This is a genomic window from Novosphingobium sp. BL-S-32, from assembly GCF_056857055.1.
Map to the genome: position 1 here is coordinate 2,917,257 of NZ_CM166476.1, position 24,072 is coordinate 2,941,328.

At 64.5% G+C, this 24,072-nt stretch carries 23 protein-coding genes and 1 tRNA gene; 11 read left to right on the top strand and 13 right to left on the bottom strand.

Features of this window, described 5'->3' with window-relative positions:
* The first annotated feature begins 8 nt into the window (after positions 1-8).
* Entirely contained in the window at positions 9-887 is an 879-nt protein-coding gene (locus tag AC1VVK_RS13840) for an ABC transporter permease (RefSeq protein WP_482903428.1), read from the top strand.
* Positions 888-970: 83 nt separating this feature from the next.
* On the opposite strand, the gene hspQ is transcribed toward AC1VVK_RS13840, so the two are convergent.
* Entirely contained in the window at positions 971-1,351 is a 381-nt protein-coding gene (gene hspQ / locus AC1VVK_RS13845; protein WP_132389112.1) for a heat shock protein HspQ, read from the bottom strand.
* A 155-nt stretch (positions 1,352-1,506) separates the two neighbouring features.
* Between hspQ and AC1VVK_RS13850 the strand changes: the two genes are divergently transcribed.
* Together AC1VVK_RS13850 and AC1VVK_RS13855 are read left to right on the top strand one after the other, a co-directional pair.
* Positions 1,507-1,596 (top strand) — tRNA-Ser (locus AC1VVK_RS13850).
* A 266-nt stretch (positions 1,597-1,862) separates the two neighbouring features.
* Positions 1,863-2,558, top strand: a complete 696-nt coding sequence (locus AC1VVK_RS13855) for a glutathione S-transferase (protein WP_482903429.1) — start codon at positions 1,863-1,865, stop codon at positions 2,556-2,558.
* A 51-nt stretch (positions 2,559-2,609) separates the two neighbouring features.
* Here the strand turns inward: AC1VVK_RS13855 and AC1VVK_RS13860 are convergent, their stop codons facing one another.
* Positions 2,610-3,230, bottom strand: a complete 621-nt coding sequence (locus tag AC1VVK_RS13860) for an SOS response-associated peptidase family protein (RefSeq protein WP_482903430.1) — start codon at positions 3,228-3,230, stop codon at positions 2,610-2,612.
* 225 nt (positions 3,231-3,455) lie between these two features.
* Between AC1VVK_RS13860 and AC1VVK_RS13865 the strand changes: the two genes are divergently transcribed.
* From AC1VVK_RS13865 to AC1VVK_RS13875, 3 genes are read left to right on the top strand one after another with little or no spacing between them, the layout of a single operon-like run.
* Positions 3,456-3,893, top strand: coding sequence for a hypothetical protein (locus AC1VVK_RS13865; RefSeq protein ID WP_482903431.1), 438 nt, complete (start codon positions 3,456-3,458; stop codon positions 3,891-3,893).
* Between the two features lie 10 nt (positions 3,894-3,903).
* Complete coding sequence (locus AC1VVK_RS13870) at positions 3,904-5,190, top strand: hypothetical protein (RefSeq protein WP_482903432.1); 1,287 nt, start codon at positions 3,904-3,906, stop codon at positions 5,188-5,190.
* Positions 5,187-6,590, top strand: a complete 1,404-nt coding sequence (locus AC1VVK_RS13875; protein ID WP_482903433.1) for a Dyp-type peroxidase — start codon at positions 5,187-5,189, stop codon at positions 6,588-6,590. The genes AC1VVK_RS13870 and AC1VVK_RS13875 overlap by 4 nt, the downstream gene beginning before the upstream one ends.
* A gap of 74 nt (positions 6,591-6,664) precedes the next feature.
* Here the strand turns inward: AC1VVK_RS13875 and AC1VVK_RS13880 are convergent, their stop codons facing one another.
* The 5 genes from AC1VVK_RS13880 to AC1VVK_RS13900 form a co-directional block, all read right to left on the bottom strand.
* A complete protein-coding gene (locus tag AC1VVK_RS13880) occupies positions 6,665-6,874 on the bottom strand; it encodes a hypothetical protein (protein ID WP_132389118.1) in 210 nt (69 codons plus the stop codon).
* 80 nt (positions 6,875-6,954) lie between these two features.
* Positions 6,955-7,161, bottom strand: a complete 207-nt coding sequence (locus AC1VVK_RS13885) for a cold-shock protein (protein ID WP_132389120.1) — start codon at positions 7,159-7,161, stop codon at positions 6,955-6,957.
* Positions 7,162-7,369: 208 nt separating this feature from the next.
* A complete protein-coding gene (locus AC1VVK_RS13890) occupies positions 7,370-8,545 on the bottom strand; it encodes a catalase family protein (RefSeq protein WP_482903434.1) in 1,176 nt (391 codons plus the stop codon).
* 2 nt (positions 8,546-8,547) lie between these two features.
* The gene (locus tag AC1VVK_RS13895) at positions 8,548-10,365 is read right to left on the bottom strand and encodes a GMC family oxidoreductase (RefSeq protein WP_482903435.1); all 1,818 of its coding nucleotides are present in this window, start codon (positions 10,363-10,365) and stop codon (positions 8,548-8,550) included.
* A gap of 8 nt (positions 10,366-10,373) precedes the next feature.
* On the bottom strand, positions 10,374-12,866 hold the full coding sequence (locus AC1VVK_RS13900; protein WP_482903436.1) for a hypothetical protein: 2,493 nt from the start codon (positions 12,864-12,866) through the stop codon (positions 10,374-10,376).
* A 559-nt stretch (positions 12,867-13,425) separates the two neighbouring features.
* Between AC1VVK_RS13900 and AC1VVK_RS13905 the strand changes: the two genes are divergently transcribed.
* Both AC1VVK_RS13905 and AC1VVK_RS13910 read left to right on the top strand, forming a co-directional pair.
* Entirely contained in the window at positions 13,426-13,632 is a 207-nt protein-coding gene (locus AC1VVK_RS13905) for a cold-shock protein (RefSeq protein WP_132389122.1), read from the top strand.
* A gap of 75 nt (positions 13,633-13,707) precedes the next feature.
* Positions 13,708-13,944, top strand: coding sequence for a hypothetical protein (locus tag AC1VVK_RS13910; protein WP_243652631.1), 237 nt, complete (start codon positions 13,708-13,710; stop codon positions 13,942-13,944).
* 114 nt (positions 13,945-14,058) lie between these two features.
* On the opposite strand, the gene AC1VVK_RS13915 is transcribed toward AC1VVK_RS13910, so the two are convergent.
* The 4 genes from AC1VVK_RS13915 to AC1VVK_RS13930 form a co-directional block, all read right to left on the bottom strand.
* On the bottom strand, positions 14,059-14,211 hold the full coding sequence (locus tag AC1VVK_RS13915; protein ID WP_165912212.1) for a hypothetical protein: 153 nt from the start codon (positions 14,209-14,211) through the stop codon (positions 14,059-14,061).
* A 33-nt stretch (positions 14,212-14,244) separates the two neighbouring features.
* Positions 14,245-14,511, bottom strand: coding sequence for a translation initiation factor IF-1 (gene infA / locus AC1VVK_RS13920; protein ID WP_132389124.1), 267 nt, complete (start codon positions 14,509-14,511; stop codon positions 14,245-14,247).
* Between the two features lie 291 nt (positions 14,512-14,802).
* The gene (locus AC1VVK_RS13925; protein ID WP_482903437.1) at positions 14,803-14,934 is read right to left on the bottom strand and encodes a hypothetical protein; all 132 of its coding nucleotides are present in this window, start codon (positions 14,932-14,934) and stop codon (positions 14,803-14,805) included.
* 97 nt (positions 14,935-15,031) lie between these two features.
* Positions 15,032-15,556, bottom strand: a complete 525-nt coding sequence (locus AC1VVK_RS13930; RefSeq protein WP_482903438.1) for a hypothetical protein — start codon at positions 15,554-15,556, stop codon at positions 15,032-15,034.
* 321 nt (positions 15,557-15,877) lie between these two features.
* On the opposite strand from AC1VVK_RS13930, the gene AC1VVK_RS13935 reads away from it, so the two are divergent.
* The gene (locus AC1VVK_RS13935; protein WP_482903439.1) at positions 15,878-17,308 is read left to right on the top strand and encodes a protoglobin domain-containing protein; all 1,431 of its coding nucleotides are present in this window, start codon (positions 15,878-15,880) and stop codon (positions 17,306-17,308) included.
* 199 nt (positions 17,309-17,507) lie between these two features.
* Here the strand turns inward: AC1VVK_RS13935 and AC1VVK_RS13940 are convergent, their stop codons facing one another.
* Entirely contained in the window at positions 17,508-17,981 is a 474-nt protein-coding gene (locus tag AC1VVK_RS13940; protein WP_482903440.1) for an Lrp/AsnC family transcriptional regulator, read from the bottom strand.
* A gap of 98 nt (positions 17,982-18,079) precedes the next feature.
* Between AC1VVK_RS13940 and putA the strand changes: the two genes are divergently transcribed.
* Together putA and AC1VVK_RS13950 are read left to right on the top strand one after the other, a co-directional pair.
* A complete protein-coding gene (putA, locus tag AC1VVK_RS13945) occupies positions 18,080-21,685 on the top strand; it encodes a trifunctional transcriptional regulator/proline dehydrogenase/L-glutamate gamma-semialdehyde dehydrogenase (RefSeq protein ID WP_482903441.1) in 3,606 nt (1,201 codons plus the stop codon).
* 366 nt (positions 21,686-22,051) lie between these two features.
* Positions 22,052-22,600, top strand: coding sequence for a dihydrofolate reductase family protein (locus AC1VVK_RS13950; RefSeq protein ID WP_132389132.1), 549 nt, complete (start codon positions 22,052-22,054; stop codon positions 22,598-22,600).
* Positions 22,601-22,697: 97 nt separating this feature from the next.
* Here AC1VVK_RS13950 and AC1VVK_RS13955 read toward each other — a convergent pair whose 3' ends face one another.
* The gene (locus tag AC1VVK_RS13955) at positions 22,698-23,900 is read right to left on the bottom strand and encodes an MFS transporter (RefSeq protein ID WP_482903442.1); all 1,203 of its coding nucleotides are present in this window, start codon (positions 23,898-23,900) and stop codon (positions 22,698-22,700) included.
* Positions 23,901-24,072 lie beyond the last annotated feature (172 nt).

Consider the following 24,072-nt stretch of genomic DNA (forward strand, 5'->3'; position numbering starts at 1 on the left):
GCGGGGGCATGGCCGATCAAACGAATTCGACCGCTCTGCAGACCCCCGAGGGGATTATGCAGCCCCGCCACTTCCCGGCAAAGGGAGAGCCCCTGATACACCAGGTAAACTGGTTGGGGCTCAAGACCCTTTATATGAAGGAGGTGAAGCGCTTCTTCAAGGTCCAGACCCAGACGATCTGGGCACCGGCGATCACGACGATGCTGTTTCTGGTGATCTTCACTGTCGCGCTGGGTCGCGGCGGGCGCGAGGTTCTGGGAGTCAACTTCGCGACGTTCGTGGCGCCGGGCCTCATCGTCATGGGGATGATGCAGAACGCTTTCGCCAATTCCAGCTTCTCGTTCCTGGCGGGCAAGATCCAGGGCACCATCATCGACTATCTGATGCCGCCGCTGAGCGAGGGCGAACTGATGCTGGCGATGATCGGCGCGGCAGTGACCCGCGCGGTTCTCGTCGGGCTGGCGCTGGGCGGTGCCATGCTGCTCTGGCCGGGCGTGGACCTTACTCTCCATCATCCCTGGGCGGTCGTCTGGTTCGGACTGAACGGTTCGGTGTTCCTGGCGCTGTTGGGCCTGCTCTCGTCGATCTGGGCCGAGAAGTTCGACCATAACGCTGCCGTCACCAACTTCGTGATCGCGCCGCTCTCGCTGCTGTCGGGCACGTTCTATGTGATCGACAACCTTGCGCCGGCGTTCCAGACGGTGAGCCGCTTCAACCCGTTCTTCTATGTGATCTCGGGCTTCCGCTTCGGCTTCCTGGGGCAGAGCGACATCGGCAATTCCAACCTTGCCGTGCTGCACAGCGCGATCGGGTTGGGCGTGCTCAATGCCGCCTTCGCGCTGGTGGTCTATTGGGTGCTGCGCTCGGGCTGGAAGCTGAAGGGCTGAGCGGCTCCACACTTTTATACAAACAAGAACGCCGGCGTGCCCCTGTCACGCCGGCGTTCTTGTATGTTTGCTGATCGGATGGATCAGTGCGCGAGGCCGCGCCGCAGCCGGTAGTGCCCGTTGTTGAAAGCGTCGAACAGCTGGGGGACGGAAGGGTGATCCACCGGACCGCCCTCTGCATCATCCATCAGGTTCTGCTGGCTGACATAGGCGACATAGCTTGAATCCTCGTTCTCGGCGAGGAGGTGGTAATAAGGCTGGTCACGCTTGGGGCGAACATCGACCGGGATCGATTCGTACCATTCCTCACTGTTGGCGAAGACCGGGTCGATGTCGAAAACGACGCCGCGGAAGTCGTGATTACGATGACGGACAACATCGCCGATGGCGAAGCGGGCCCTGGTCTGGCGGGGCGCATCGATGACGCGGCCGGCCTGGGGTGAAAAGAACGAAGCCCTGTTCATGGGCCGAATATAGGTTTCCGGGGGAGGGCGGGCAAGCTTGCCTGTGGATTGTTCCCCACAATTCGTAAAAAGAGGGCTTGGCAAGTCCGATAACACCGGCTAGTGGCGCGCTTCCCGACCCGATGGAGACCTTCCATCGCTATCGCATCTCTAGCGGAGAGGTGGCAGAGTGGTCGAATGCGCTGCACTCGAAATGCAGTGTACGGGAAACCGTACCGTGGGTTCGAATCCCACCCTCTCCGCCAAGAGCCCCTCCGTCGGGGCCCCAGTACAGCGCTGGGATTGACGAAACCCACAGAAATTTGATGGTTTTAACGGCGCTTCGATCGGAGCCGGTTGCACGCGATCCTTGCATCGAATCTATGTCCGCGATGGTGCGGCGCGAACGAGGGCCAATGGGGCCGGCGCCTTCTCGCCATTGGTAACCTGGCAGGTCAGTCTGAAGCCTTTTCAGGGAACGACGGCCCGTCCGGCGCTTTGAACTCGCGACCCGCGCTGAGGAGGCCGTGTGATGTCCGACTTCGAACTCTATTATTGGCCGGTCCCGTTCCGCGGGCAGTTCATCCGGGGCATTCTCGCTTTCGCGGGCAAGAGTTGGACTGAGCATGACAGCGGCGAGATCGCCGAACTCATGAGTCGTGCGCCCGCCGATCAGCCGGCGCCGTTCATGGGGCCGCCGCTGCTGATCGATAATACGAGCGGCTATGCCATCGCGGAAATGCCCGCGATTGCCTTCTATCTCGGAGAACGACTGGAACTCTTGCCGTCCACTCCGGAAGGCCGCGCATCTTCGCTGAAAGTCGTCAACGATGCCAACGATGTGCTCGATGAAATCACTCTCGATGGCGGGCGCGAGATGTGGACGGTGCGTAATTGGCACGAATTCGTTCCGCGCCTGACGCGGTGGATGGAAATCTGGGAAGCCACCGGACGAGCGCATGGGCTCGAAGCACGGGCGGGCACATTGCTCGGAACGGAAGCGTTTGGGGTCGCCGACATTGTCACCTCGGTCCTGTGGTCGACGATGGCCGAGCGCTTCGACTCAATTGCGTCCTTGCTGGACGAGGTGGCGCCCCGCGTTGCGGGTTTGGTGCGCAGGACCCGCGAATTGCCGCAATTGTCCCGCCTCGCGCAGGATTCCAGGCATGCTTATGGCGATGCCTATTGCGGCGGGGAAATCGAGAAATCTTTGCGCAAAGTCGTTTAGTGACGAACGAAGCAATGCACACTTGGCGGCGGTCAGGTGCTTTGGCGTACCTCAGGAAAGAGGCGCCGAAGTCGATCCCGTGAGGTCCGTGAGCTTGAACCATGGTTCGTCCGTGCGGTCGACGATCAGCGCGTCGCCGTATACCCGGCAAAGCTCGATGGCGTCGTCAGGGGTGCCATGCGTCCATTGTTCCCAATCTTCCGGAGCAAGGATCACCGGCATGTGATTTTGGCCGCCGTCGTGGGCGTCGGGACCGCCGACCATCACCACGGAAAAGGCATGGCCCCATTCGACGGTGGGGCGCCAGATTCCGGCAACGGCGAAGAGCGATTCCTCCAGCGGCGAATACCACGTGCGGGTCATGGCGCCTTCGGCACCTTCCGGCTCGGCCCAGGCTGTCATGGGGATCAGGCAGCGACGATGGTGGAAGCTGTCCGCCCACATGCCGGTTTCCAACTCGCCGTCACGGACGCTGGTGACCGGGTTGGGCCTTAAGGGCAGCGCCGCGATCATGTTCTTGGGCGCGACCGGAAAGCCCCAGCGCATGGCGTGAACCGTGCCGTCTGCGACAACAAGGCCGAGGTTGCCCGGATGCACCTCTGCCGCAAAGCGCGGCAAATCCCCTGCGGGGGCGTGGAATAGGCCAGTGACCGCGTCGACTGGCTTGGTCATGCGGTAAATGTTGCTCATTTCTGAAAGATGGGAGCGCGCTGGCAGGAGTCAATGTGCGCCCGCATGGTAGTTTGTTCCCCATATGATACATTCGCGTCAGCCCCGGAAAACTCATGCGCGATTCTACGGAGTCCAAGTGTTTATGGCGGGTGACGTAGGGTTTTCCGAAGAAGCTCAAGCTCTGCTTTTCCGTTTCGTACGCACGATCGACTTGGGAGGACGGCGATGGGACAGACGGTTTCGAATTGGCTCAAGATGTCGCAGGACGAACTTGATGCGCTGTTTTCGGCCCATGAGGCGGGGCCGATCCCTAATGGAGAGGCCAAGGGAACCGCGATCATCGTTCCCGGCACAGCGGTTTCCGACGAAATCGCCAAAGTCATCAATATCTTCGCCTGGCAGGGGAAGGACTTCGATGCCGAGCGCGGCTTTCTGCGCAATACGATCCTGCCGTTCGGATTGAAGGCGATCGTCGCGAAAGTCTACAAGGATCCAAGCTGGCTCGATGGCAAGGAATGCATCGTGCTGGACTATTCGGAAACCTCGCTGCTCGCTTCGCATATTCGCGACGAGATCAGGATGATCGAACCGGGAGTCTATCTCGGCAAAGTCTACTGGGACAAGAAGCGCCTGATCGACTTCGCGCTGGAATTCGGCGGCTGAGCGCGGCCCGGTGGTCCGGAAAGGCCTGATCTCTCAAGGACACGTCTTTATTGCCGCGCCGGTCCGCCATGGTGCGCGGGAGGAACTGGAGGCTCTGCTGGCGACGATGACAGCGCTTCCCGGGCAAGCCGATCCCGACAACGCGCTCGTTCCCTTCAGCCGTCTGGAGCAGATCCACGTCGCACGCTTCGTGGTGCTGGACGATCCCTCGCTGCCTGACCGGATCGCATTGGCAGAGAGCCTGCCGGTGAACGAGCCGGAGCGACTGGCTTTTATTGCGGATTTCGACGGTTCGGATGTGGCCTTTATCGAAGCGCTGGTGGCGCTGGCCGGAGCAGGGCTGCGGCGCATCTTTGCCTTCTGCATCGATTTCGAGGAGGACACCGACCTTGCCGCGTGGATGCTGGGCCATCGCCTGCCGACGGCGGCGAACTATATCAACTGGCCCGGCCGGAGCACGCGGCAGATCGCAGAAGAGGCTGAATTGCACCGTGTTCTGCGGAGCGTAAGGCTCGCCCATGGCACCGGCCGCCCCGAGGATCTCTGGCCGATCATGGTGGAGGCGGGGAGGGCGGTGCCGCTGACGCCTTTGCAAGGCGCGACCTTCAGCCAGAAGCTGCGCGATCTTGCTCATTTCCTGCTCCTGCCCGTGATCGGGTTGATCCTGCTGCCGTTCATCGTGTTGGGCCTGCTTCCCTTCATCCTCGTGCTCCGCCATCGCGAGAAGACCGATCCGGTCCTGGCCCCGGTGCCGGACCGCGCGCGTAACCGCATGCTTTCGGCGCTGGAGGATCACGACGTGACCAACCAGTACAGCGCGATCGGCTCGCTCAAGCCCGGCCTGTTTCGGCGCTGGCTGACCATTGCCGTCCTCTGGGTAATCAACTGGGGTGCGCGCCATCTGTACTGCAAGGGACGGTTGGCGCGAGTGAACACGATCCATTTCGCCAGTTGGACGTTCCTCGACGACCGCCGCCGCGTCTATTTCGCCAGCAATTACGACGGCAGCCGCGAGGCCTATAACGACGATTTCATCAACAAGGTGGCCTTCGGGCTAAACCTCTCGTTTTCGAACGGGCTTGGCTATCCGCGCACCGATTGGCTGATTGTCGGCGGGGCGCGGCACGAACAGGACTTCAAACGATATCTGTTTCACCACCAGATCCCGACACAGGTCTGGTACAAGGCGTTTCCCGGCCTTTCGAACTACGACATGGCGCGCAATGCCCGTATCCGGGCGGGATTCGAGGCCGTGCCCAAGGGGGATGCGCTGCGCCGTTGGATCGCCGAGATATGAGCGGCCAACCCGCCTTCGCGCCCGGAGATGTGCAAGCTCTGGTCGATCGCGGGTTCGGCTCGCTCGGAGGATCGCGCTATCTGCTGCTGCGAGTGGAGGATGCGGGGGCGGCGCGGGCTTGGCTGCGCGGCCTTGCGATCACCACGCTGGCCGATGCGCGGGCGCGGCGTCTACCGCGCGTGTGCCAGATCGCTTTCACGGCGGCAGGGCTGCGCGCGCTTGGGCTGCCGGTGGAGGATATAGCCGGCTTCGCGCCCGAATTTCTTGACGGTCTGGCGGGCGATCCCGCGCGGTCACGCCGGTTGGGAGACATCGGGGACAGCGCGCCATCGCAGTGGCGCTGGGGCAGCGGCGAGAGAGAACCGCATGTTCTGCTGATCCTGCTGGCCGAAGCGGATGACATCGCGGGCTTCATGGCCGAGATGCTCGGGGGCATGCCCGCGAATGCCTGTTCGCTCATGCTCACCAACGCGGCGAGCATGCATGTCAAGCGTGAGCCGTTCGGCTTCGTCGACGGCATTTCGCAGCCGGAGATCGACTGGGAGGGAACGCTTGCGCCGGGGGGAGCGAAGGACCGGCTCTATCGACCGCGCATCGCGCGGGGCGAATTCCTGCTCGGCCACGGCAACGAGTATGGGTTCATCGCCGATTATCCGGTCGAGGACGGCATCGGCCTGAGCGGGACTTATCTCGTCTATCGCCAGCTTGTGCAGGATGTCGCCGGTTTCTGGGGCTGGGCCGCGCGGGCGGCGGGCGAGGGCGAAGCCGTGGCGCTGGCGGAGCGGATGGTCGGACGGCGGATCGACGGCGATCCGCTGCCGGCGCTCGGTGCCCTGGACCGAAACGGCTTCACCTTCGGCGGAGATCCGGACGGCATAGCCTGTCCGATCGGCGCGCATATCCGCCGGGCCAATCCGCGCAGCGGCGACGATCCCCGCGGGAGGCGAGGCTTTTTTGGCGATCTGATTTCTTCGCTGGGTCTCAAGGGCAGCGCCATTCACGATGCCGTCGCCTCGGCGCGGTTTCACCGGCTGCTGCGGCGGGGGCGTCCTTACGGTCCGGCGCCGGATCCGCAGGCCGCCATGGCCGGGCGCGTCTCGGAAGAGGAATGCGGGCTGCACTTCATCGCGCTGAACGCCAGTCTCGCCCGTCAGTTCGAGTTCGTGCAGGGAAGCTGGATCGCTAGCCCCTATTTCGCGGGTCTTTCGGGGGAGCAGGATCCGCTGCTCGGCAATCGCTGTCCGGTGAACGGAGGGCTGCCGACCGATGCCTTCGCGCACCACGATGCGGCGGGCAATCCGCGCCTTGCCTCGGGACTGCCGCGGTTCGTGACAGTGGTGGGGGGCGCCTATTTCTTTCTGCCGGGGATCGGCGGCCTCGCGCGGATCCTCAGGGATTAGGCGGCAATTCGAAGCCGACGTCGCAAGCGTGCTGGTACGCGCCTTTCGCATACCGACACACCGCGTCCAAACCCTTACTTCGTTGTGTATTCGCCGGGCTTGGCGTTGAAGTTTGCCACTGCGAAAGCGCGGGCGGCATTGGCTGTCTTGAAGAACTCTTCCTGAAGGGAAGACGTGACGAGCGGATAACCTTGCGAATTGTACCGTGTGGTTCTTACGGTCAGGCGAAAGTTTCCGTCCGCGTCCTTATTGATAAGGAAAGGGCGTGAGCTCGGATCGGACATGTTCAATTCCCGTTCAACGGTAGGCCTCTAAGGCCAGGAAAAGCGGTGCGGATGGCCTGAGCCACCCGCACGAACGCCCTTCAGGCCGGCTGAAGATTGACAGCCGAGGTCTTGCCGCGGTTGTCGGTTTCCAGATCGTAGGAAACGCGCTGATCCTTGGTCAGCGTGCCCATGCCTGCACGCTCCACGGCAGAGATGTGCACGAAGGCATCATTGCCGCCGGTTTCGGGCGCGATGAAGCCATAGCCCTTGTCGGCATTGAAGAATTTTACGGTTCCGGTAGTCATATGGAATATCCTTTGGCCGACGCGGCGCGCATGCGCCGTCGCGGCGCATTCCGGCTTCATGAGGCTCGTAAGGGACAAAGGGGGAAGCCAAAGGCTGCCCGATAGTCCGTCGCACGCGACGTCAGCACGAAGAGCCATAGGCTGCATTTGCGGAAAATGCAATTTTAGACATGCGGGCCGGGGATGTTTCGTGTTGCCGGTACACGCGCTACTCGAAACGCTCGGCCCCGGTCGGCTCCAGATGGACTTCGCCGTTCTTGCCCTGCCGATAGCGCGACATCTCGTAGTAGAGCCGTTTTCGCGCCCGGTTCTGGTTGCCCAGCGGGCGGTGTTCGGGAACGCAGTGCCAAGGATTCCAGGTGAGTTGCCGCGCGAAAGCGAACTGGCCGGGCGCGCGGAATTCCTGCGGTGGAATGGTGATCCGGGCGACCGGAATATAGGGCGTGCGCGCCGGGTCCCACAGCACTCCGGCTTGCTCCACGGGCTGGAGAAACGGGTCCTTCTGCGAGCGCAGTCGCATCTCGAACTGGGCCTCGCCCTCCCGCAGCGAGGCGGCGAGATTGTCACGCAGATAGTCGTCGCCGGGGCGCAGGGGCAGGCGGGGAATATGTGTGGAAACGCGGGTGAGGGGGTGGAAGCTGTATTGCATCGCCTGCCCCTCGCCCAGCAGGTAGGGCGTGCAGGAGAAGTACTCGTTGGCCAGCGGATTGGCGAGTGTGCGGTTCCACAGCGCCTGCATGATGAAGTCGCGAAAATGCGGCTGCTTCAGGTTGAGGAAGTACCAGATCCCCATCTCGCGCCGGCTCCAATACTGAAGATGCGCGTTCGCGCGCGTATCCGGCGTGGGGAAGGTGATGACGGTGACCGAGGTGAAATCCTGCGTGAAGCGCTCGTCGTCCATCAGCTTGGGGCCGGGCACGTCCATCAGCTTCACGCTCATGCTGCCGAAGCCGACATCGTCGATGTCGGGCTCCACGTGGGGGCCGGGATTGGAGAAGCGGATCCACGCGGGAAAGCTGCGCACGCTGGCGAAGACGCCGCGCCGCACATGCTCGGGAAGATCGGGCAGGATGGTAAGCGTGCCGCGCACCAGCCCGTGGGTCTTGGTATTGCCCGCGCGTTCGTAATGCCCCGGCGTGAAGTCGAGATCGAGGTGGTGCTGCATCTCGGCAATGATCGTGTCGAGGCTGAGATCCTCGTCGGGGTCGATGTGCTCCCCGGCAATCGGCGGCACGTCGCGGCTGCGGGTGAGATTGATGGTCCCGTTGACAAGCCGCGTCAGCGGCATGCGCAGCGGCCGGTCGAACAGCGGGCGAAAGAAGGGATCGAAGCGGCGCTCGAAATGAAGGCCCCGTTCCAGCAGGCGATGGAGGAAAAGGAGCAAGGTTACGCCTCCCTGCGCTGGGCAAGGATGTCGGCGGCGAGCTTTTCGGCTGCGAGATAGATTGGCGCGGCAATGAACAGGCCGGGAATGCGCGGGAAAATCGCGGCATCGACGACACGCAGCGCGCGGACGCCGTGCACGCGCCCAGAACTGTCGAGCACCGGGCCGATGGCGGCGGTGCCGCAGGCATGGTGCCCCCAGGCATTGGCGCGCACCCAGTCGCGCAGGGCGTCGTCCGTCACTGAGGCGCCGGGCAGTTCTTCCTCGGCAATGACGCCGCGTGCCACGAGTGGGCGGGCGAGCGCGCGCGCCATCTCCACGCCTTCGACAAGGCCGGCGAGGTCGGCATCGCCGTTTTCCGCGAAATGCGCGAAATCGATCCGTGGTGCGTCGCGCGGATCGGACGAGGCAAGCCGCACGGTGCCCGCGCGATTGCCGGTCTGGCCTTTCAGCACGGTCCAGCTGAAGCCGTCGAGCCCCGGCCAGAGATCGGCGGAATAGCCGGGGTAATAGCCCTTGAAGCGGGCCATCAGCCCCATCAGGAACAAGTCCGGCGCCCCGTCGCGCGCCGTGCTCGAACGGCGCAGGGCGGCCAGTGCCGCGCCGTTCGAGATGTACATGCCGCGCCTTTTCTCCCGCCATTCGCGATAGAGCGGATCGCCCGGCGCGAAAGCGGCGCCTTCTAGCGAACCCCAGGGCCGGGCCATGCGATGGACCAGGCTGATCTCGTAGCGATCCTGCAAGTTGCAGCCGACTTCGGGCAAGTTCACGCGCGTCGCGATCCGGTGGGCGGCAAGCTGCGCGCTCTCGCCGATGCCGGAGAGCATCAGCAGTTGCGGCGTAGCGAAGGCACCCCCGGCCAGGATCACTTCGCGATCGGCAAGGCTCTCGCCCTCGGCCAGCGCCATGCCCGGACGGGGAGAGGCGCGGTAGAGATGCCGCCCGCGCAGCCATTCGACGCCGCGGGCTCGCCCGGTCCCGTCGAACAGCACCCGCGTGGCAAGGCAGTCGGTCATGATGTCGAGCCGGCCCGGATGGCGGCGCCGCACGGCCTCCAGCCGCTCGCGCGCGCCGCTGCGGACATGGCCGCGCGTGGCGAGCGGGGTGTAGCAGACCTGCTCGCGGTCCTGCCGGCGGCTGTCGTTGGGATCGCCCCAGTCGCGCAGGAAGACGCCGATCTTGCCGAGCCAACCGCGTTCGCTGGCAAGGTCCGCCAATGTTGCCAGCAGCAGCGAGCGGATCAGCACCGCATCGCGCAGCGCCCGCGAGGGCACGGCCTTTTCGACCGGCAGCCAGCCATGCCAGCCGTGGCCGGTGGGGTCGATGCCAAGATGGGAAAGCGCGCGCCAGAACGGCCGGTGGCGGCAGTTCTCGACCGACTTGCGATGCGCGCGCATGGCACTGGCGGACCACCCGGTGTCGTGGGTCTGCGCCGCCAGCCGGTCCCAGTCGCTGTCCGGCGGGGGCAGGAAGATCATGGCGTTGTGCGCGGTGCAGCCGCCCAACGAACCGGCGCGGGGGTAGGCGATCAGGCCGTCGCCGTCCGCCTTGGGATCGGCCTTCGCGGCGCTTTCATCCGCGAAGTGCCTGACCCGGTGGTCCCACGCGAAATCGGGATTTTCGGACGCGAAGGGGTGGAAGGCCGGGATCTCATAGTCCGCCTTCGCCCGCCCATCGGCATTTTCCTCCGATGGCGCGCAGGGATCGGGGCCGGCCTCGATCACGAGCACGCGCATGCCTGCTTCCACGAGCCGTGCGGCCACGGTGCCTCCGGCAGCGCCCGATCCCACCACGATATAGTCATGGGCGGGGTCGGACATCGTTCAGCTCAGATCGTCTTGAGGAATTCGATCAGCGCGCGCTTGTCCTCGTCGGAGAGCACCGGTTCGGTACCGAACGCGCGCTCATCTCCGGTGGCGTGCTGCTGCTGGTTGAACAGGGCGGTGCCGAAATAGTGGCCGCGATTGACCATGAAGTCCGGGCATTTGTTCAATGCCAGAAGGGGGCCGCGCAGAGCGGCGAAGTGCGCGCGCAGGGCCGTGTCGTCGGCTCCCTTCGGCACCGTCAGCAGGCTCTGCTTGAGCCGCGCGAGCAGGATCACAAGCTCGCCGTAATGCTTCGCGATGGCGCCGGGATCGCGGCTTTCGGCCAGCGGCTGGAGCGAGGCGAGCAGGTTGACCGGCATGCCTGCGGGGATCGGGCCAAGGTCGATATTGCCGTTGGCATCTTCCAGCGAGCGCAAGGCTTTTTGCGCCTCTTCGTCCAGCGGGCCGGGCGCCTTGGGCAGGAAGGAGGCGGGAACGTAGAGGTAGCTGCGCGCCGTCGTGCGGTCGATCATGCCCCAGGCGCCGGGGACTGTCGCATCGTGTTCGCGTCGCTCGGGCCAGAGCATCTTGCCGATAGCGTCGTCGAACGCAGCCATGCGCCCGGCGACCGAGGGATCGCCGTTGAATTTGCCCACCGTGTTGTTGAGCAGGAACGGCGCGGTCGACCAAATCGAGACCAGCGATGGCACCCGCGTATAGCCGCGGCCGCCGCCCGGCATGTGAAATTGCCGGACTTCGCCGGTGAACGGGTCCTGATAGGAAACCGTGCCCACCGAAGGCAGGATCTTGTAGGATTCCGAGGAGAAATTGTCCCAGATATTGCCGCGCAGGGCATTGGTGGCGAGCGGGCTGCACAAGTTGGTGCGCAGCAGTGTCACCGGGATGCGGGCATCGGTGCTGAAGTAGTTGTTCTGGCGGAAATCGGGCTGGGCGACGATGGCGCGCATCTTGCCCTTGAAGTCCTCGGTCTGGGTCCAGTGCCACCACGCCTTGAAGCGAGTGACATAGTCGGCCCCGATCGCATCGACCAGCGTGGCATTGGCGGGCGCCTCGGGCTGCTTGCTCGAATGGCAGCGCGCGCACGTATTGGCAAAAACCGTGGCGCCGCGCTGGAGCACTTGCGGGCTGGCCTTCAGGTAGCCCGCGCCGCCGGGCGCATTGGCCAGCGGATCGGGGCGCGCGGCCTTGAGGAAGAACAGCGCGGTCAGCGGCGTGCCCTTCTCGGTTGCGCGCCAGTAAGCCGAGTTGCGACGGGCCACCTTGATCTCGATCGGAGAGATGATCTTGCCGCCGACGACCGGGTTGAAATGTCTCAGCCATTCCTCGCTGAACAGGCCGATATTGAGGTAGACCCGGTTCAGCGCCCCCAGCGCGCCCACCGCATCGGCCCCGTCCTTGAGCACATGCGGCGTCCACACAGTGTCGGGCTTCTCGAAAAAGCGGGTCAGCGGGCCGGAATCGAAGATGTCGTTGAACTGGACGTTGTTCTTGCTGCCTCCGGCGAGTTTCTCGCGCCCGATACGCCGCGCGACGTCGAGCCGGTCGCCCAGCAGGTAGACGGCATTCATGGTACGCGGATTGTTGATGTTGTCGGTGGAGACCAGCGACGTATCCATCGCGCCGGGCCGGTAGGTCGAGACCAGCTGGTACATGAAGTTCGATGGGTCCGGGTTCCACATGAACAGCCGGTCCACCCACATGTACTGTGCGCCTACGGTGGAGTTGAGGTTCGCGAAGGTGGGGTTGGCGGGGTCCGCGGGCGGGTGCGTGGGGCTGGGGCCGACATGGCAAAACCCGCAGCTCATGCCCACGCGATAGGGGCGGACGAGGTTCGGATCGTTGTAGTAACGCGGATCGGTGTAATAGCGCTTGGCGTCCCAGTGCGCCTTGGCCTTCTCGTCGAAAGCGGGATTGGGAAAGAGCCGCAGGCCGAGAATGCCGGAGGGCTCCCCGAAATAGGAGCCGACCGGGACAGTGGAGCCGCGCGCGCCGATCTTCACGCCCGGGTACTTCTGCGCATTGGCAAAGGGGTCGGGCGGGCAGGCGGGATCGCGACGGTCGCGCCAGAGGCCGTACTGGTCAGGCGCTGTCGCGGGCGAGAAGCACGGTTCGTTGACGAGGCCGAGCACTTTCCAGCGCGTAGGGCGGGCATTGGGACTGCCGGGCGGCGGCGCGACGATCTTCAGCAAGTCGAAGCCGCCCAGCGTGGGCTTGCTCATGCCGTCCCAGAAGCGGTCGTTGCCGCCGCTCCAGACGAGCCACATGTTGCGTCCCTTCACCTCATCGAGGGTGAGCGGAGCGCCATCGTCCATGGCCTTGAAATAGTCCTCGTCCGCCTGGACGAGAACGTCGTCCCGCACGCCGGCTTGCTGCGCTTCGTCCTTCGGGCCGGCATGACAGGCGGCCAGGGCAGTGAGCGACACCGCGACCGACAAGCGCAGGACGGTTTTCTGGCCAGCGAATTTGTAGCAGGTCACTTTCTTGCAGGTCACCATGCTTCCCCCCGATAGCGCCGCCCATGTCCCATGGTGCGGATTTACCTGTGGTATTTACCGGCGACCCCAAGCACCGAATGGAATGCGGCGCTGAAAGATATCGGAAATCAAGAGGACCCGATTTGAAGCGGAGGTCAAGCGTTTTTGGCTGGGGTTCGGATGATGTTTACAAGCATCAATAGTCGCTTGTTTCTTGTCCTTTGGATATCCGTAGCCGATTCAACTGTTTGGTCGCGGCTCCAAGGGTATGGGGACGCTGCCGTGTGGCCGGGCGTTTGCTGCCGTCGAAACGGCCTGACTTGGCCCGCTATCTGGCGGCTTTGCGCCCAATTCCCGGGGTGAGCGCCGGAACTGCGACTGGTGGTTTCGATCCACATGTGCTATTTCGGAAATGCTGACGTCGAATTTGCGACGGGTCTCGGCAATATTGGCATTTTGAGCGGAGGTTTTCTCGGCTCAATTTCCTCTTGCGACGATTTCCTTTCATTCGATGATTTGACGCCTAAAAGTCGCACGATATTCGTGCGCACAATAATCGTTTCTTGAAAGGAGACGCAAAATGCCAGTCGGAACCGTTAAATTCTTCAACGTCGATAAGGGTTTTGGTTTCATCTCGCCTGAAGACGGCGGCCAGGACAGCTTCGTGCACATTTCGGCCGTTCAGAATTCCGGCATGCAGACGCTCGAGCGTGACCAGCGCGTCTCGTATGAGATCGAAGTTGCCCGCAACGGCAAGGCTTCGGCAGTCAATCTCCGCTCGGTTTGATCGTGACTGCGCAGGGCGGCCCCGCCAGCCCTGCCAGCCGATCGAACGCCGCTGCCGATTGTCAGGAATTTCGACATGAGCATGAGCCGGAGTTATTGCGACGAGATGGCTCGCCTGGCTAACCAGGCGGCTGCTCAGGCAACTTTGACCAACGTGCGGGATCGCGAACTGAGGTCCGCTTCCGCATGGCAAGCCATGTCGGAACGCATCCTCAAGACCGAGCAAGCGCGCGAAATGAAGGAGCGGGAACGCGTCGAGGCCTCCGTCAAGGATGACGGGGCCGAAGGCGATCGTTCCGGGAAATTGCAGTAGCGGATCGGATCCGCGATACCTGTCGCCGCAGGATGGGGGCCTTGCCTTCATCCTGCGGCGGAATGTCTCTCCCTCCGGATGCGTCACCCACACCGTGGCGTGGGCAGCACCGGTTCAGTCCACCATTGCGGCGACAAGAACGCGAAGTTCTTCGGGGGAGAGTGCGGCGCGCGTCGCATCCAGTGCTTGACCGAAAGGCGACGGCAGGCTGCCGCGGGAAGATTTATCGTAGGGACGCTTGAAGGCGTCGGTAATTTTATTGATCATGTAGTCCTAAATTCGCGGCCCTCGGCCGCTTTTTTATCGTCTGAAACCGCTGCGTCGTGCGCCGGGTCCAGCCTGGCCGGGGGTGCGTTCGCGGAATACGATGCGGCCCTTGCTCAGGTCATAAGGTGTCATTTCGACGTGGACGCGGTCACCGACAACCGTGCGGATACGGAACTTGCGCATCTTGCCCGCCGTATAGGCGATGATGCGGTGCCCGTTGTCGAGCAGGACGGCGAAACGTCCATCGGGAAGCACTTCCTCAATGAAGCCTTCCATCGTCAGCAATTCTTCTTTCGCCAATCTAACGGTCCTCGGATATGCGTTTTGCCCTGCCAGTGCACGGATGCAAAGCCAGGAGTGAATGCCAGGAAGCCGAAGAGGAAAGCGAGGTCGCAGCCATTCAGGCGCAAAATCGCGTCATTGAGCGACGCAGCACCCGCCAGATAGGGAATGACGCGGCCAATTTCAAGTCAAAGAAACGGCCATGGCCCCTATCCAGATAGGTGCTCGCGGAACAAAATCAATAATCGCCGAGTCAGTTTTGCCTATCGGTGACTGAGGGACCCTTGGGTGGCTGCATTCCTGAGGACGTCAGTATTTCTTCTTCGTATCAGCCCGGCGGAAGGATCTCCGCTGGACCGCGAAGGCTTGCCAGCCGACGGATGTGGCCAGAATCGTCGTGCCGGTGATTACGGCCTCAAGGGTAAGGAGATCGGCTCCCACGGCATTCTCCTCGTTCGCGGGAACGATGCGTTCCCTGATCGGACCGAGAGAACTCCGCGCCCGATTTTCGGAGGCTAACACCGGGTAGAGGGAGTGCCTAGGCGAATCTCGATTTCCGAGGCGCGGAATGCGCCCGAATCGCGCCCGGGGCGGGGAGAGCGGCAACCAGATTGTCGCCAAGCGTCTGGTAGAATTCGCATATCCCGAGGATTGCCGATTCCGAAAAAAGTCTGGGATCGATGGCCTTCCCGATATCCTTTTGGCCTGAGGCGATGCGGATGTCGGCGCGAAGCTGGCGAGCGGCCTCTTCGCCGGGCTGGCGGCCCAGCGCCGATGCGATCCGCATCAACGCGCGCAGCCGGGTCAGGGCATGAAAGTCCATGCCCAGCAGCGACTGCACCGCCGAAAGTTTGCGAATGGCCGCATCGGCAGGCGGATTTTCGCCATATTCGCGGATACGCTGGCCGCTCGCGAGCAGAATGGCGTCGAGCAGGTTGAACAGGAAGCGGTCCAGTTCCTTCAGCCGATTCCCGTTCATGCGGATGAGCGCGGTCACGCCCTTCGCGGTGGGTGGCGAGAACGGCGCGGCGTGGCTCGCCCAGAAGGCGCAGCCCGACGACAATGTACGATGTGCGGTGGCAACGGCCGCAAGAGGCCCGGTCGGGATAGCGAGATCAGTTGGCGATCGATCGATGACGCCTTGTCCTTTCCGACGTTTGCCCTTCTCCGAAACAGTCAGAACAGAGGAGCGCCTTGCGCGTGAAGGCTTCGCCTAACACAGCGATCCCGGTTCTGCCATGGCCGAATTGCGAGCGGCGGGGGCGCGTGAGCGGCCAAAATTCCTAGGCGGAGAGCCCGGATTGTCTTTCTTTTCTCCTATCATAGCCTCCGTGTGGGGGGCTTTCATCATCGCTCGGCGTAGCCGGCGGCATAGGAGACGAAGTTGACCATCAAGACCATCGAGGAACGGCTCACGTTCCTTGAGTTCAATGCTGCGCAGCGGCGTGTGCTCGCATCTGCCCAGCCGCTCCTGCGCAAGTGTATCGGCCCCGCTCTCGACCGTTTCTACGCCCGTGTCCGCGCGACGCCTGAAATGGTGCGCATGTTCCGGGGTGACAGCCATATCGATTCCGCCAAGTCCGCGCAGGTGGGCCACTGGATGCGCATCGCCACCGGCAAGTTCGATCAGGATTACTACGACGCCGTTTCACGGATCGGCAAAGTCCATGCGACCATCGGGCTGGAGCCGCGCTGGTACATCGGCGGCTATGCGATGATCCTTGAGGAGATCATGGCCGCCGTGGAGCGCACCGCCAGCCCGTGGCGCCGCCTGTTCCGCCCCTGCAGCGATGCCGGCAAGGTCAATCGCGCACTGGTGAAGGCGGCGATGCTGGACATGGACTTGTCCATCTCGATCTATTTCCGCGAGGCAGAGGCAGAGCGCACGCAGGCGATCACGGCGCTGGACCGGGCGATGTCGCGTCTGGCCGATGGCGATCTGGTGCATGACATCGACGATCTGCCGCGGACCTATCTCTCGCTCACCCAGTCCTACAACAAAAGCCTTGCCAACTTGCGCGGTACCATCGGTTCGGTGGTGGAGACCTCCAGCGCCATCCAGGGCGGCGCGGGCGAGATTGCACGCGCTTCGGAAGATCTGGCCCGCCGCACCGAGAGCAATGCCGCCAGTCTGGAACAGGCGGCGGCGACGCTGCAGCAGGTGGAGGACCGCGTGAAGGTCACCGCCGGCGGCGCGCAGGAAACGCTGGAGATCGCGGGCGAAGCACTCAACGCCGTTGGGCAGGGGCGTGGCGTGGCAGTGGATGCCGTGCAGGCCATGCGCACCGTGCTGGAGAGCGCGCGCGGGATCGACGGCGTGATCGAGGGCCTCGACAAGATCGCCTTCCAAACGCGGGTTCTGGCGATGAACGCGGCGGTGGAAGCCGGCCGCGCGGGTGAGGCAGGGCGCGGTTTCGCGGTCGTGGCCGATCTCGTCAGTTCGCTGGCCATGCGGTCCGAGGAAGAGGCACGCCGCGCCCGCGACGGGCTTTCGGCCACCCGCAACGAGATCGAGGAAGCGGCTTCGGCCGTCACCCGCGTCGATCAGGAGTTGGAACGGATCGCTGGCGAGGTGGACCGGGTGCACAAGCTGGTCGCCTCCATGGCGCGCGATAACGATGCGCAGGCTATCGCCATCAGCGAGATCAACGCGACTGTTGGTATGATGGATCGTTCGACCCAGCAGAACGCGGCGATGGTGGAGCAGACTTCGGCGGCGACCCGGTCGCTCTCGTCCGATGCCACTGCGCTGGCCGTGCAGGCGGGGCTGTTTCAGATCGAGGAAGGACGCAAGCCGGGCCTTCGCGCGGCCTGAGGATTCGCTTCAGGCTAGGATTACGGGCCGGCCTCTCGATCATCCGCAGGCCGACCAGTCAAACACTCCGTCGCCCCCGCGAAGGCGGGGGCCCCGCTTCCTTTTCGCCACGCCTGAAGAAAAGCGGGGTTCCCGCCTTCGCGGGAACGACGTGGGTGTTTTTTGGCAGGGTGGGGTGTCGATTGGCCCAAACCCGACCTCACACGTTCCCGGTATCCTTCACCGTCTCCATCGCGACGTAAGTCGATGTGCTGGAAACGTGGGGCAGATTGGACAGCTTCTCCCCCAGCACCTCGCGATAGCGGCGGATGTCGCGGGTGCGGACTTTCAGCAGATAGTCGAAGTGGCTGGCCAGCATGTGGCATTCCTCCACTTCGGGAATGCGCCGCACCGCCGCGTTGAATTCCTTCAGCGCCTGCTCGCGCGTGTCGGACAGTTTCACTTCGGTGAAGGCCACGTGATCCAGCCCCAGCGCAGCCGGATCGACTGCCGCGTGAAAGCCCCGGATCACCCCCGAATCGATCAGCCGCCGCAGCCGCACCTGACAGGGCGTCTTGGACAGGCCGACTACGCGCGCGAGTTCGGTGACGCTGATCCGCCCATCGTTTCTGAGCGTTGCGATGATCTTGCGGTCGTGTTCGTCCAGATCGACTGATTTGATCGGTTTGGCCATGCGAACAGACTAGGTATGGCTTGAACATAAGTCCATATGGCCTGTTTAAGTCGCGTGAAAAGGCGGATTGCCACGTGCGCCCGCGATATTGTGCGCGCATGACCCAGACCCCGCCATTCGCCGCCCCATTTGCTGCCTTCGCCCCCGCCGTCAGCGCGCCGACCGCGCTGCGCAGCGCCATCACCGATGCCTTCCGCCGCGACGAGGCCGAATGCATGGCCCCGCTGCTGGCCGCCGCGACGCTGCCCGACGCCACCCGCGCCGCCGTCCGTGCCACCGCCAGCAATCTCGTCACCACGCTGCGTGCCAACCACAAGGGCACCGGCGTCGAGGGTCTGGTGCAGGAATACTCGCTGTCGAGCGAGGAGGGCGTCGCGCTCATGTGTCTGGCAGAGGCGCTGCTGCGCATTCCCGACGATGCTACCCGCGATGCGCTGATCCGCGACAAGATCGCCGGTGGCGACTGGGGTGCGCACCTTGGCAATGGCAAGTCGCTGTTCGTCAATGCCGCCACCTGGGGCCTTGTCGTCACCGGCAAGCTGGTCGGGAGCGTCGATGACAAGGGCCTCGGCGCCGCGCTGACGCGCCTTGTCGCGCGCGCCGGTGAACCGGTGATCCGTCGCGGCGTCGACATGGCGATGCGCCTGATGGGCGAACAGTTCGTCACCGGCGAAACCATCGACGAAGCGGTGAAGCGCGCGCGCGAACTGGAAGAAAAGGGCTTCCAGTACAGCTACGACATGTTGGGCGAAGCCGCCACCACCGCCGCCGACGCGGACCGTTACAACATCGATTACGTCAATGCCATCCACGCCATCGGCAAGGCCAGCGCCGGGCGCGGCGTCTATGGCGGGCCCGGCATCTCGATCAAGCTTTCCGCCCTCCACCCGCGCTATGTCCGCGCGCAGGCGGACCGGGTGATGGGCGAACTGCTGCCGCGCGTGAAGGCGCTGGCGGTGATCGCCAAGGGCTACGACATCGGCCTCAACATCGATGCCGAGGAAGCGGACCGCCTCGAACTCTCGCTCGACCTGTTAGAGAGCCTGGCGCTCGATCCCGATCTGGCAGGCTGGGACGGCCTTGGCTTCGTGGTGCAGGCCTATGGCAAGCGCTGCCCCTATGTGCTCGACTGGATCATCGATCTGGCCCGCCGCGCCGGCCGCCGCATGATGGTGCGTCTGGTCAAGGGCGCCTACTGGGATGCCGAAATCAAGCGCGCGCAAGTCGATGGGCTGGCCGATTTCCCGGTGTTCACCCGCAAGGTCCATACCGACGTGTCCTACGTCGCCTGCGCGCAGAAGCTGCTGGCCGCGCCGGACGCGGTGTTCCCGCAGTTCGCCACCCACAACGCGCAGACGCTGGCGACGATCTACCAGCTTGCCGGGCCGGACTTCGCCATCGGCAAGTATGAGTTCCAGTGCCTGCACGGCATGGGCGAGCCGCTCTATTCGCAGGTCGTCGGCAAGGACAAGCTGGACCGTCCCTGCCGCATCTACGCGCCGGTCGGCACGCATGAGACGCTGCTGGCCTACCTCGTGCGCCGCCTGCTGGAGAACGGCGCGAACTCCTCGTTCGTGAACCGCATTGCCGATCCGGCGGTGCCGGTGGACGAGATGGTTGCCGATCCGGTCGACATCGTCCGCGCCATGCCGCAGCCCGGCGCGCGCCATAGCGAGATCGCCGCACCTGCCGGCCTCTACGCTGGTCGCCGCAACTCCGCCGGTATCGATCTGGCCGACGAGACGGCGCTGACCGCGCTCACCGCCGCACTTCACGCCTCCGTGACGCGCGAATGGTTCGCCATGCCGGCCAATGCGCAGGGCAAGGTGCGCGACGTGCTGAACCCCGCCGACCACCGCGACGTGGTGGGCAAGGTGATGGAAGTAGCGCCCGAAGCCGCCGCCGTCATGGTCGCGCGCGCCGCGATCAGCCGCTGGGGCGGTACGCCGGTGGCCGACCGTGCCGCCATGCTCGATGCCGCTGCCGACATGATGCAGGCGCGGATCGGCGAGCTGATGGGTCTTGTCATCCGCGAAGCCGGCAAGTCGGCCGCCAATGCCATTGCCGAAGTGCGCGAGGCGATCGACTTCCTGCGCTATTACGCGCAGCAGGCCCGCGCGACGTTCGGTGCGGAGCAAGTCGCCCTCGGCCCCGTCGTCTGCATCAGCCCGTGGAACTTCCCACTGGCGATCTTCGCCGGGCAGGTTGCCGCCGCGCTCGTCGCCGGCAATACCGTGCTGGCCAAGCCCGCCGAAGAGACCCCGCTGATCGCCGCCGAAGCCGTCCGCATCCTGCATGAGGCCGGGGTTCCGGCCGACGCGCTGCAACTGGTTCCGGGCGACGGCAAGGTCGGCGCCGCGCTGGTGGCCGCGCCGCAAGTGGCCGCCGTCATGTTCACGGGCTCCACTGAGGTCGCGCGCCTGATCCAGAAGCAGCTCTCGGGTCGCACCTCGGCGGATGGCCGTGCCATTCCGCTGATTGCCGAGACCGGCGGCCAGAACGCGATGATCGTCGATTCCTCCGCGCTTGCCGAGCAAGTGGTGGCGGACGTCATCGCCTCTGCCTTCGACTCCGCCGGTCAGCGCTGCTCGGCGCTGCGCGTGCTGTGCCTTCAGGAAGACGTGGCCGACCGCACCTTGAAGATGTTGAAGGGCGCGCTGGCTGAACTCTCCGTCGGCAATACCCAGACGCTGGCGACCGACATCGGCCCGGTCATCACCGCAGAGGCGCAGACCAACATCGCCGCGCATATCGAGACGATGAAGGCACGCGGCTGCAAGGTGGAGCAGGTGGCGATCCCCGCCGAGTGTGCAAAGGGCACGTTCGTCGCCCCCACCATCGTCGAGATCGACAGCATCGCCCAGCTTGGCCGAGAGGTCTTCGGCCCCGTACTCCATGTCGTCCGCTTCCGCCGCGACGATCTGCCGGGTCTGATCGATGCTATCAACGGCACCGGCTATGGCCTGACCTTCGGCCTGCACACCCGCCTCGACGCCACGGTGGAGCGCGTCACTTCGGCGGTGAAGGCGGGCAATCTCTACGTCAACCGCAACACCATCGGCGCGGTCGTCGGCGTGCAGCCGTTCGGCGGGCGCGGGCTTTCGGGCACCGGCCCCAAGGCGGGCGGTCCGCTCTACCTCGGCCGTCTGGTCACCAAGGCGCCCGAAGTGCTCGGTCCAGCAGGGCACGGCGCGCCGCTGGTGGAAGCCTTCGCCGCATGGCTTGAGAGCGTGGGCGAGGCGAGCGCCGCTGTCCAGGCGCGCAAGATCGGCGCGGCATCCGCCCTCGGCACCGAGATGGAACTGACCGGCCCGGTGGGCGAGCGCAACCTCTACGCGCTTCACCCGCGCGGCCGCGTGCTGCTGCGCCCGGCCACCCGCGCCGGCCTCTTCGCGCAGATGGCAGCGGTACTGGCCACCGGCAACACCGCTGCCGTGGAGGGCATGGACGTCCCCGGCGGCCTGCCTGCCGAGATCGAGGCGCGGTTCCACCCCGTCGCGGGCGAAGCCTTCGCGGCCTGCCTTGTGGAGGGTGACGCCGCCGCCGTGCGCGCCGCCTGCGAGGCCGTGGCGGCGATGTCCGGCCCGATTGTGCCGGTGCACGTCAGCGCGGGACCCAATGGTGCCTGGTTGCTGGAAGAGGTCTCCACCTCGATCAACACCACGGCGGCGGGCGGCAATGCCAGCCTGATGATGATCGGCTGATCCGCTTTCATCACTGCGACTCGGGCGGGCCGCTCCCTTCGTGGGGGCGGTCCGTTGTCGTTTTCGCTAGGTGACAGGCCGGTTGACACAGTTGACACGGTCCAGAGAAAATCTCGCCGGTGTCACCTTGCAGCAGCCGCCAGAGGGCAAGCCGCTGATCCTGCCCGCAATTCGAGTCGTGCCGCGCCGCATGGCGCAAGAGTCTCAAATCGCACGCTTGTAGGAAAACGAAACACGCCGGAAACAGTCGCCGCAGCCCGGCTGAGGCCCGTCTCGTCCGCTTTCCGGCAACCCGGACGGCCCGCCATTCTTCACATCTTTGCGACCGACCGTCACAGGTGTAGGATATCAGGTGGAGAAACACCCATGGGCAGGATGATCGTAGAGGCTGCCACGAGCATCGACGGATATTGGACCGATGCCGATGGCGTGACCGTTTTCCCGGTCGACGACGCGCGGCGCGCCAAGATGGTTGCGCGGCTGGCGGATACTTGCGGTGCCGTGGTGATGAGCGCCCATGCCTTCGCGGCGGGCGGCGATCCCGATTGGTATGCCGACAATTACGAGCTTCAGGTGCCGATCTTCGTCGTTACCGACCATGCCCCCGTTCCCGCGCCGCGGGAGAATGCGCGGCTGCACTTCCACTTTCACGCCGATTTCGCCTCCACTTTCGCTGCGGCCCAGAACGTGGCGGGCGAGAGGGCGGTGCTGGTGATCGGCGGAGCGCGAACGGTTAGTGCCGCGCTCAGCACCGGCAAGGCGGATGAGATCTGGCTGCGCGTAATGTCCCGTGCGCTGGGCAGGGGCGCGCCGCTGTTCGATGAAGATATGCCCTTCGAGGACTATTTCGTGTCCGAGATGGAGAACACGCCCAGCGCCGTCCACATGCGGCTGGAGCGGCGGGACCAGAATTAGGCCGGCGCGGCCTACCTCGCCCCATCAAAAACTACTTCGTCGCCCCCGCGAAGGCGGATGACGGAGAGTAATGGGCGCAGCTAGCGTATTGAGCGCCTCAGGCGCAGGCCGGAACCGCTTCCAGTTCCACGCCGCGCTTGTGATGCGCCAGCGTCAGCAGGAACACTGCCAGACCGCCCAACGACAGCCCCGCGCCGATCCAGCCAGTGGAGGTCAGCCCCCAACCCGCCGAGATCGCCAGCCCGCCCAGCCACGGGCCCAGCGCATTGGCAAAGTTGAAAGCGCTGTGGTGCGCGGCGGCGGCCAGTGCCTGCGCCTCGCCCGCGACGTCCATCAGGCGCGTTTGCAGGATTGTGCCGAGGCCGCCGGAGAAGCCCACCATCAGGATCACCGGAACCAGCGTCCAGATATTGCCCGCCGCAAAGGGGAACAGCGCCAGCGAGAAGGCGCTGAACAGCAGCGCACCGATCGCCGCGCGGCTCTGCGCGCGGTCGGCCGCCCAGGCCCAGAACAGGTTGCCCACGGTCATGCCCACGCCGAACACCGCCAGTACCAGCGGTACCATGGTTTCGGGCACTTTTGTCACTTCGATCATGGTCGAGGCGATGTAGGTATAGACCGCGAAGAGCCCGCCGAAGCCGATCGCGCCGGTCAGCAGCGTCAGCAGAACTTGCGGACGGCGCAATGCACCCAGCTCGCGCATCGGGCTCGCGCCTTCCGAAGGCCGCTGGTGCGGCGCGAACAGTGCGACGAGAGCCACGGTAATCAGCGCCAGCACCGAAACGACGGCAAAGCCTGCACGCCAGCCCAGAGCCTGCCCCAGCCAGTTGGCGGCGGGAACACCGATCACGGTGGCGACCGTCAGGCCCGACATGACCATGGCCACGGCCTGCGCGCGCCGGTTTTCCGGCACCATGGAGGCGGCCACCAGCGCTGCCACGCCGAAATAGGCGCCGTGCGGCAGGCCGGAGAGGAATCGGAACAGGATCAGCAGCGGATAGCTCGGCGCCATGGCCGAAAGCCCGTTGCCCAGCGCGAACAGCGCCATCAGCCCGATCAGCAGCGTCCGCCGCCCCAGTCGTGCCGCCAGTACCGCGATCACCGGCGCGCCCACGAAGACGCCCAGTGCGTAGGCGCTGATCGCATGGCCCGCTTGCGGCTCAGTCAGATGCAAATCGCGCGCGAAATAGGGCACGAGGCTCATGGCCGCGAATTCGGTCGTGCCGATCGCGAAAGCGCCCATCGCCAGCGCGAGCGTGACGAGTGCGGGGTGGGTATGAGAGGCGTTTCGATTGGTCATGTTGCACTGCAATATTGGGGGCATTTGGGCCTTACTGCAACCCGGCGCAAAGCCAATACGATTCGGAGGTGCGTTTTCTGCATGTTAAAGTTCGGCAGTCGCAACCGAAGTGATCCGGCGCGGACGCGCTTTAACTTCGGATAAGCAGATTCTCGCTATCGCTTTGGCGGGG